Below are 8,556 nucleotides of genomic sequence, written 5' to 3'. Positions count from 1 at the left end.
CGCCACGTCGTCGAAGGTGACGCGGCCATGCGCCTCGGTCAGGAGCTTCGCCTTGGACTTGCCGAAGCCCATGGCCCGGCCGGCGCCGCTCTGCATCTGGCGCGACAGGAACACCCAGGCCCCGATGAAGAGCGCGATGGGCAGGATGTTCATGAGGACCGCGATGAACCAGGGGGTCGAGTCCGACTGCGGGCGGGCCGTGATCTGCACGCCCTTCTGCTGCAGCTTGGTGACCAGCATCGGGTCGCTCGGCGCATAAGTCGTGAAGGTGCGCCCGTCCGTGTAGGTGCCGCTGATCTCCGGCCCGGAGATGACGACGCTGGTGATGCGTCCGGCATCGGCCTCGCTGAGGAGCTGGCTGTAGGCGATATCGCTGCCGCCGCCCCTTTGGCCCGGGCTCTGGAAAAGGGTCACGAGCGCCAGCACCAGGAGGAAGATGACGACCCACAAGGCGAAGTTGCGGAAATTTGAATTCATCGGATCAGGTTCTGCCCCAGAGGGAGATGAAGCGCAGGGAGATCTCCCCGCACGGTTAAACTCAATGTAGGCACACCGTCCCGCCTTGCCAAGGGAATGCGGCACCCATGGGGCGCGATCCGATAACGTTGGCTAAGAGATTCGGCTAACGGCCCCGGCGCCGGGGCGGTTCCGGCCGGATGGACACCCGCCCCGCGCGATTGAGCCGCACGAGGGCGCCGGCGATGGTGAGGCTCGAGCCCTCCCCTGCCCTGAGGGCGTCCCGGAGCCGCTCCGTACAGGCTTCGAGCCGGTCGAGACGGCCGGCCTCGAAACCCGCCCTGACCAGGGCCTGATCCAGCGCCCGGACGGCAATGGCGAAAGGCTCGCTTGCAAGGATGCCGGCCTGGAACGAGAGACAGTTGCCTTCGAAGATCGGATCCGCCTGGTCCAGAACCTCGCGCGCCTTGAGGCCGAGCGCCTCCTCGGCCTGGGCGGCTCGCCCGGCGAGGCGCGCCAGCCGCTCGGCATCGAGCCCCTCCGCGGCCAGGAGCGGCATGAGCCTGCGCCAGCGCACGCGGGCGTAAAGCTCGCTGGCGTTGGACGGATCCTCCACGAAGGGCCAGCCCCGCTCCCGGCAGAGATCGAGGAGGGCAGCCTTCGGCCAGTCGAGCAGGGGGCGCACGTGCCGGATACCGGACCGGTCGGTCTCGCGGCGCATGCCGGCAACACCCGCAAGGCCCGAGCCCCGGGCCATCCGCATCAGCACCGTCTCGGCCTGATCGTCGCGGGTATGGGCGGTGACGAGATGGGTCGCGTCGGCCTGGAGGGCATGTCCGACGAGGAGCCGGTAGCGCGCCTCGCGCGCCGCCTCCTGGATGCCCGTCCGCGGCTTGTCGCCGGTCCAGGCGAGGATCGTGTGCGGCAGGCCCAAGGCGGCGGCTTCCCACCCGACGAACACGGCCTCGGCGGCGGCTTCCGGCCGCAGGCCGTGATCGACGGTGGCGATCAGGACAGGAGGCCGTGAGCCGGATGCGGCCCAGCGGGCGAGCAGATGCATCAGGACAGTCGAATCGGACCCGCCCGACACGGCGGCAACGATGCCCGAGGCTTGGCTCAGAGAGGCGAAAAGGCGCTCCAGCCCATCATCCGAGAGCGCGTCCTCGGGGGGCGGAGGAGAGGCCATCACTCGGCCCACGCAGAATCGGTCAGCGGCTCAGCTGCACTTGATGCGCTTCTGCTCGCGGTCGGAGGCCTGGCGCACGGGGGCCGAGGCCTGGGGGTACTTGCGGTCGAGCTCGGCGAAGACCGCGCAGGCGCGGTCCTTGGCTCCGAGCCCGTTCAGCGAGATGCCGAGCCGCAGCAGGGCATCGGGCGCCTTGGCGGCGTCGGGGTGTTCGGCCGTGACGTTCAGGAACTGCTCGGCGGCCTCGCGGTAGCGGTTACGCTGGAGGTAGGTCTCGCCCAGCCAGAAGGTCGCCTCGGGCACCAGCTTGTCGCGGGGATTGGACTGCAGGAAACGGCGGAAGCCCATCTCGGCCTGGTCGTACTGCTTCTGCGCGAAGGAGGCATAGGCGGCATCGAAATCGGAGCGAGGGTTGCCGACGCTCGTTGCCGCGACGCTCGGGCCCGGCCGCTCGGCCAGGGCACCCTGGGGCTGGGGAAGGGCTCCCTGCGGCAGCCCGGCGACACGCTCGTGCGCACCGCCGCCATCCATCGGAACTCCGTCGAGGCCGCCCTCCTCGTCCTGCTCGATCAGGTCGCCGATCCCGGCGAGCCGCCCGCCGGGCAGCGGCATGGGACGGCCCGCATCCGCCGTCAGAGGGGCAGACGGGGTCGTGGTGCCGAGCGGCCGGGGCGCCCCGGGAGCGTCCGGCGTCTCGGACGGATCGAACACGTCGCTGCGGCGCTGCGGCTGGGCTGGGGCCGGCTGGGCCTGGGGCTGCGCCGGGCGTGCCGGCGTGGTGTTGGGCGACGAAGGCCGAGAACCGCCACGGCCTTCCTGGAAGCGGAACTCCACGTCCTCCTGGAACTTGCGGAGCTGCTCCTTGAGCTGGCGGTTTTCGTGCTGAAGCTGCTCCATCTGGCCGGAGAGCTGGCGGAACTGGCTCTCGAGCCGGTTCAGGCGCACGATCGCATCGGCGGCATCCTGCGCAGCGGCAGGGGAGACCGCAGTTGCAGCCAGAGCCAAGGCAAAGGCGAAAAAGACAAACAGACGTCGAAACATGCTGGGATACCGTGAGGGTCCTCGGACGAGGAGGCCGATAACACAAAAGCGCCGCCACGGCGATACCGTGGCGGCGCTTTGCGATGTCACGAGAGCTTGAACTCGAGACCCGAACCCGACCATGGACCCGGTTCGTGGGATCAAAGCCAATGCTCCCTCATTGAAGAGCGCATCGTCCGGGCGGAAAACCGGATCCACTTGTCGGCACGATGCGCCGGGTGAGGCTTTATGCCCCGGCGCCGCCGCCGAGCACGGTGACCGCGCGGCGGTTCTGCGACCAGCAGGAGATGTCGTTGCAGACCGCGACGGGACGTTCCTTGCCGTAGGACACGGTGCGGAAACGGTTGCCCGGGATGCCGCGGGAGATGAGATAGTCGCGGACGACCTGGGCGCGGCGGGCGGAGAGCGAGTAGTTGTACTCGCGGGTGCCGCGCTCGTCCGCATGGCCTTCGAGGATGAAGGTGTAGTTCGGATAGCGCTGCAGCCACTGCGCCTGCTTGTCGAGGGTGGCGACGGCCGTGGGGGTCAGGTCGGTCGAGTCGGTCTCGAAGAACACGCGGTCGCCCACGTTGACGACGAAATCCTGGGCACTGCCCGGGGTGGCGGCGCCGCCGGCCCCGAAGCCTCCGGCTCCAGCTCCATCGGCCATGCCATCTTTGTTGGACGAACACGCCGCCGCCCCGAGGGCGAGGACGATAGCAGCGGCGAACTTGACGGCGCGCAGCGTCATCATTGGCAATACTCCTTACACATACGTTTGCCGAACGTTGTGTCTTTCATATCGGGAGGATGGTTAAAGGAGGGTTCCGTCAACCGTGAGGAGACATGCGGGATTAAGGTGAATTATGGCCAAGTTGTGGAAGTTCGGGTTAGGGTTAACCGCCCGTAAAAACCTTCATGCGGCGTTCTTCATTCCTATCGTAAGGTCATCCCGCAAGGTGGTCCACGCGAAGCTCGGCTGCTGCCGATTGTGCGTCTCGAGCGTTGAGAGGTGATGAATATCGTGACGACCCAGTCCGGAAGCCGCGGACATCCCTATCGCCAAGCCCTGGACGATCTCCGTCTGGAGAGGGCGTTCTCGCGCATCGCCGACAGCGACCTGCGCCACGGCAACGCCATCGCCCTGCTGCGGGACTCGCGGGAGAACTACCCGGCCTGGCTGGAGGCGATCCGGTCGGCGCGGACCGTGATCCATTTCGAGAACTTCATCATCGCGGACGACGAGACCGGCCAGGCCTTCGCGGAAGCCCTCATGGAGCGGGCCCGTGCCGGCGTGCGGGTCCGGGTGCTCTACGACTGGCTCGGATCCTCCTTCCGCGCCCTGCCCCGTTACTGGCGACGCCTGCGCGAGGCCGGGGTCGAGGCCCGGGTCTTCAACCCTCCCCGGCTGACCGACCCGTTCTGGGTTCGCCGCGACCATCGCAAGCTGATCACCGTCGACGGGCGCATCGCCTTCGTGTCCGGTCTGTGCATCTCGGACAACTGGGTCGGCAAGAACGGCCACGAACCATGGCGTGATACGGGCCTGTCCCTGGAAGGGCCCGTGGTGGCGGATCTCGACGCGACCTTCGCCGAGAGCTGGGTTCTCGCCGGCATGAAGCCGATCCCGAGGTCCGAGATGCCCCACGCCGACCTGATCCCGCATGCCGGTTCCGTGGCGGCGCGGGTCATCAGCGGCGAGCCCGGCATGTTCCGTACCTACCGGGTCGACCAGTTCATCGCCGCGACCGCCCAGCGCAACCTCTGGCTCACCGACGCCTATTTCGTCGCCACCACGTCCTACGTGCAGGCCCTGGGGGAAGCGGCGCGAGACGGCGTGGACGTGCGTCTCCTCGTTCCCGGATCGAGCGACGTGCCGGCCCTGCAGCCGGTGGTGCGGGCCGGCTACCGCTCCCTCATCGAAGCCGGCATCAGGGTCTATGAATGGAACGGCTCGATGCTCCACGCCAAGACGGCGGTGGTAGACGGACGCTGGGCCCGGGTCGGGTCCACCAACCTCAACATCGCCAGCTGGGCGACGAACTGGGAGCTCGACGTGGTGGTCGAGGATCCGGGCTTCGCCGAGGCCATGGAGGCGATGTACCTGGAGGATCTAGCCAACGCGACGGAGATCGTCCCCGGCTGGCAGTCGAGGCGGCGCCAGGCCAGGAACATGCGCTCGCGCCGCGGCCATCGCTTCAAGAGAGGCGGCGTGCGCAGGCTCGCGGCCGGCGCCCTGGCGCTGTCGAGCACGGTCGGCAAGGCAGTCGGATCCCGCTCCCTCACGGCCACGGAGGCGAGCAGCGTCGCGATCATCGGCTTCGCATTCCTGGCCCTCGCCGCGCTGGTCACGGCCTTCCCTGTCGTGATCGTCTCTCCGATCGTCATCGTGCTGGCCTGGCTCGGGATCGCGCTCCTGATCCGCGCCTTCCGGCTCAAGCGGCGGGTGCGCCTGAGGCACCGGAAGCTTGCCCTCCGGCGCAAACTGAGCAAGATCAAGCAGAACGAGACGGCGCCCGGCGAATAGGCATCGAGAAGAATAAAAGGAAACCAACGGTCAAGCTTGGCGTTGACCTCGAGCAGGCGCATCGCGCGGGCCGGAAGGACCGCGTCAGCAAGACGTCATCAGAATGCGCCCCAGGGGAGTGAACATCGGATGGGTCCCGACTGGAGATCCGCATGCCACGTCCGATGCTGAAAGCAGTGCGTCCCTTTTCGAGGAGGACTCCTATGGCTACAGGCACCACCGGCTCTTTCAACACCCTTGATCGCACCCACGCCATGAGCCAGCTTCTGGCGCAGAACTGGTGGGCTCTGGCGCTCCGCGGCGTCTTTGCGATCATCTTTGCCCTCATCGCCTTCTTCTCGCCGGGAGCCACGCTCCTGTCCCTGGTCTGGGTCTTCGCCGCCTACATGCTGGTCGACGGCGTGTTCGGCATCGTGGCGGCGGTCCGGGCCGCGTCCAACAACCAGCGCTGGGGCCTTCTGATCCTCGAGGGCATCCTCAACATCCTGGTCGGCGTCGTCGCGTTCATCATGCCCGGGCTGACGGTCCTGTTCTTCGTCACCCTGATGGCCGTGTGGTCGCTGATCACCGGCGTCCTGATGATCGTGGCCGCGTTCAAGCTCAACCCGACCTACGGCCGCGGCTGGCTGATCTTCAGCGGCATCGTGTCGGTGCTGTTCGGCGTCGCGCTGCTGCTCGCCCCCCTCGTCGGCGCCGTGGTGCTGACCTGGTGGCTCGGCGCCTATGCGCTCGTCTTCGGCATCTCCCTCCTGGTCCTCGCCTTCAAGCTCAAGGGCCACAAGGACGAGACCGGCAGCGCAGCCCCGATGGCCGCCTGAATAAGGGAAAGGGCGCCAGAGGCGCCCTTTCGACGTCGATTCAGTTGCTCTGCCGGCTCTCGCTCAGAAGCGGCGACCAGGTGGGGTCGGACGCGAAGGACGGGGTCGGCACCGGCTGTTCCACGCGGCCGGTGATGTCGACCATGTAGAGCTTGCCGCCGGCCTGTCCGCCCGGATCGCGGAAGAACAGGATGTACTGGCCGTTGGGCGCCCAGGTCGGGCTCTCGTTGTGGAAGCCTTCCGTAAGGATGCGCTCGCCCGAGCCGTCCGGCTTCATGATGCCGATGGCGAAGCCGCCCGCGCGCTGCTTCGTGAAGGCGATGTAGTCGCCGCGGGGCGACCAGGCCGGCTGCGAATAGGCGCCGTCGCCGAAGGAGATGCGGCGCTGATTCGAGCCGTCCGCGTTCATGGCGTAGATCTGCTGCTTGCCGCCGCGGTCGCTCTCGAACACGATCTGGCTGCCGTCCGGCGAGAAGGACGGCGAGGTGTCGATGGCGGCCGTCGATGTCAGGCGCGTGGTGTTGCGCGAGCCCAGATCCATCATGAAGATGTTGGCGTTGCCGCCCTGCTGCAGGCTCATGACGATGCGCTGCCCGTCGGGCGCGAAGCGCGGCGAGGAGGCCATGTCGGGGAAGTTGCCCAGCACCTGACGGGTGCCTGTCTCCAGGTTAATGACCTGAACGCGCGGCTGCTGGCCCTCGACCTGGGCCGAATAGGTGATGTCCTGGGTGGCCGGCGAGTAGCGCGGCGTCACCACCGAGGTGTCGCCTTGCGTCAGGTAGCGCACGTTGGCCCCGTCCTGATCCATGATCGCCAGGCGCTTGCGCCGGTTCTCCTTCGGGCCCGATTCGTCGACGAACACGATGCGCGTGTCGAAGAAGCCGCCGAAGCCCGTCACCTTGGAATAGACCGCATCGGAGATGATGTGGCCGACGCGGCGCCAGAAATTGGCGTCCGTCACGTATTGCTGGCCGGTGAGCTGCTGGCCGGACTCAATGTCCCACAGGCGGAACTCGGCGCGAAGGCGGCCCGACGGATCGCGCGAGACGCGGCCCGTCACGAGCGCCTGGGCGCCCGCCATCTTCCAGGCGTCGAAGCGCGGCGCCGCGTCGAAGGAGGGACGCTCGGGGAAGCGCGACTTGTCGAGCGGCGCGAAATAGCCGGAGCGCTGCAGATTGCTGGTGATGATGCCGGACACCCGCTGCCCGAGATCGCCCTCGCCGGAGAAATCGGCAACGGCGATCGGCATGGGCTGGAACTGCCCGCCCGGTCCGACGCGGAAGGAGAGCTGCGCCTGGGCGGCCGGCGCGAGCGCCGCCATCGGCACGACGACGGCCAGCGCGACGAGAAGACGGGAAAGGAAGCGAGTGATCATGGGATGCTGTCTCAAGCGTGATGGGCTTTAAGAGAGAGGAGGATCGAACTGGACGTTCAGGACCTTCCAGTCCGCGTAATACGGAACGAACTTCGCCGGGATCTCGAACTGGCGGCACTTGCGGATGGCGCGGACGGCCGCGTCGGCGACCGCGCGATCGGTCGAACTGCTCCCGGCCTGGAGAATGCGGGGCTCGGTGCTGAGCGATCCGTCCTGATTCAGACGGATGTCGAGAATGGGAGCCGTGACCTGCCCGCCCGAGGCGGAGATCGGCGCGCTGTAGCAGCGCTCGATCTGCGAGACCAGCAGCCCGATGAGCGCGTCGCGCAGGCTCGGCGACAGCTTCGCGGCCGATCCCGTCGCGGTGCCGAGGGAAGCGGTCTTCTGGACCTCCGCGCCGGTCGCGCCGGTGGACTGGTTCTTTTCCTTGCTGTCGAGGAATTGCTTCAGGTCGCCCATGTCGAGCTTCTTGGCGAGCTGGGCCTCCTTGCGCGCCTTGGCCTCGGCCTCTTCCTTGGCCTTGGCCTCCGCGAGCTTCTTCTCGGCCTCGGCCTTCGCCTTGGCGTCCGCTTCCGCCTTGGCCTTGGCCTTCGCCTCCGCGACGCGCTTCGCCTCCGCGTCGGCTTCCGCCTTCGCTTTGGCCTCCGCCTTGGCCTTGGCTTCCGCCTCGACCTTCGCCTGCTCGGCCGCCTTGGCCTTCTCGATGGCCTCGGCTTCGGCCTTTTCCTGCAGCTTCTTCTCTTCTGCGGCCTTGGCCTCGGCGGCCTTCTCCTCCTGGGAGCGGGTCGGCGGCGCGGGCGGCGGAGGCTTGGCGGCCACCGGCTCTTCCTTGTCGGCGACCTTCATCTCTTCAGGACGCTTCGGAGGTGCGGGCGCATCGCGCTTGTCCTCGCCGGGATCCTTCAGCTCGGCCTTGTCGGCCACACGCTCGGCGCGGGACGGCTTCGGCTGCATGTCCTTGGCGGTTTTCTCGCCCTTGGTGATCTGGGAGAGCTGGTTGTCGGTGATGATCTCGACCGGGATCCCCTCCTCGGCCTGGGGAAATTCGGTCCCGACCGACAGGCCGATCAGGGCGGCCGCCAACAGCGACGCGTGCGCGACGCCCGAGACCCACAGGCCCGGCTCGGAGGTGTTGAATTTCAGCTTCAACGCCACGTGTGTCTGCCCCCTGCTC

At 67.7% G+C, this 8,556-nt stretch carries 8 protein-coding genes; 2 read left to right on the top strand and 6 right to left on the bottom strand.

The window, feature by feature from the left end; translation table 11 throughout:
- From KBI52_RS28120 to pal, 4 genes are all read right to left on the bottom strand, one after another.
- The coding region (locus KBI52_RS28120) for an ATP-dependent metallopeptidase FtsH/Yme1/Tma family protein (protein WP_210812421.1) at positions 1 to 477 on the bottom strand (477 nt) is incomplete at its 3' end.
- A 145-nt stretch (positions 478 to 622) separates the two neighbouring features.
- Complete coding sequence (gene tilS, locus KBI52_RS28115) at positions 623 to 1,642, bottom strand: tRNA lysidine(34) synthetase TilS (protein ID WP_210812420.1); 1,020 nt, start codon at positions 1,640 to 1,642, stop codon at positions 623 to 625.
- A 30-nt stretch (positions 1,643 to 1,672) separates the two neighbouring features.
- Positions 1,673 to 2,683, bottom strand: coding sequence for a tol-pal system protein YbgF (gene ybgF / locus KBI52_RS28110; RefSeq protein ID WP_210812419.1), 1,011 nt, complete (start codon positions 2,681 to 2,683; stop codon positions 1,673 to 1,675).
- 226 nt (positions 2,684 to 2,909) lie between these two features.
- On the bottom strand, positions 2,910 to 3,416 hold the full coding sequence (pal, locus tag KBI52_RS28105) for a peptidoglycan-associated lipoprotein Pal (RefSeq protein ID WP_173948011.1): 507 nt from the start codon (positions 3,414 to 3,416) through the stop codon (positions 2,910 to 2,912).
- 261 nt (positions 3,417 to 3,677) lie between these two features.
- Here pal and KBI52_RS28100 point away from each other — a divergent pair, with 261 nt between their 5' ends.
- Positions 3,678 to 5,189: a phosphatidylserine/phosphatidylglycerophosphate/cardiolipin synthase family protein gene (locus KBI52_RS28100; protein ID WP_210812418.1), complete on the top strand. Its 1,512-nt coding sequence runs from the start codon at positions 3,678 to 3,680 to the stop codon at positions 5,187 to 5,189.
- A 203-nt stretch (positions 5,190 to 5,392) separates the two neighbouring features.
- Positions 5,393 to 6,007 (top strand): HdeD family acid-resistance protein, encoded by a 615-nt coding sequence (locus tag KBI52_RS28095; protein ID WP_173948013.1) that lies wholly within the window; start codon positions 5,393 to 5,395, stop codon positions 6,005 to 6,007.
- Positions 6,008 to 6,047: 40 nt separating this feature from the next.
- Here the strand turns inward: KBI52_RS28095 and tolB are convergent, their stop codons facing one another.
- The gene (tolB, locus tag KBI52_RS28090; protein ID WP_173948014.1) at positions 6,048 to 7,382 is read right to left on the bottom strand and encodes a Tol-Pal system beta propeller repeat protein TolB; all 1,335 of its coding nucleotides are present in this window, start codon (positions 7,380 to 7,382) and stop codon (positions 6,048 to 6,050) included.
- A gap of 27 nt (positions 7,383 to 7,409) precedes the next feature.
- Positions 7,410 to 8,537 (bottom strand): cell envelope integrity protein TolA, encoded by a 1,128-nt coding sequence (gene tolA / locus KBI52_RS28085; RefSeq protein WP_371823222.1) that lies wholly within the window; start codon positions 8,535 to 8,537, stop codon positions 7,410 to 7,412.
- Between the last annotated feature and the right edge of the window lie 19 nt (positions 8,538 to 8,556).

The sequence above is a fragment of the Microvirga sp. HBU67558 genome, assembly GCF_018069605.1.
Taxonomy (GTDB): domain Bacteria; phylum Pseudomonadota; class Alphaproteobacteria; order Rhizobiales; family Beijerinckiaceae; genus Microvirga; species Microvirga terrae.
This window is presented reverse-complemented; position numbering and strand designations above follow the sequence as displayed.

Coding starts and splice junctions, on each gene's coding strand:
- ybgF (WP_210812419.1), bottom strand. CDS start 2,683: ATGTTTCGACGTCTGTTTGTCTTTTTCGCCTTTGCCTTGGCTCTGGCT.
- tolB (WP_173948014.1), bottom strand. CDS start 7,382: ATGATCACTCGCTTCCTTTCCCGTCTTCTCGTCGCGCTGGCCGTCGTC.
- KBI52_RS28100 (WP_210812418.1), top strand. CDS start 3,678: ATGAATATCGTGACGACCCAGTCCGGAAGCCGCGGACATCCCTATCGC.
- pal (WP_173948011.1), bottom strand. CDS start 3,416: ATGATGACGCTGCGCGCCGTCAAGTTCGCCGCTGCTATCGTCCTCGCC.
- tilS (WP_210812420.1), bottom strand. CDS start 1,642: ATGGCCTCTCCTCCGCCCCCCGAGGACGCGCTCTCGGATGATGGGCTG.
- KBI52_RS28095 (WP_173948013.1), top strand. CDS start 5,393: ATGGCTACAGGCACCACCGGCTCTTTCAACACCCTTGATCGCACCCAC.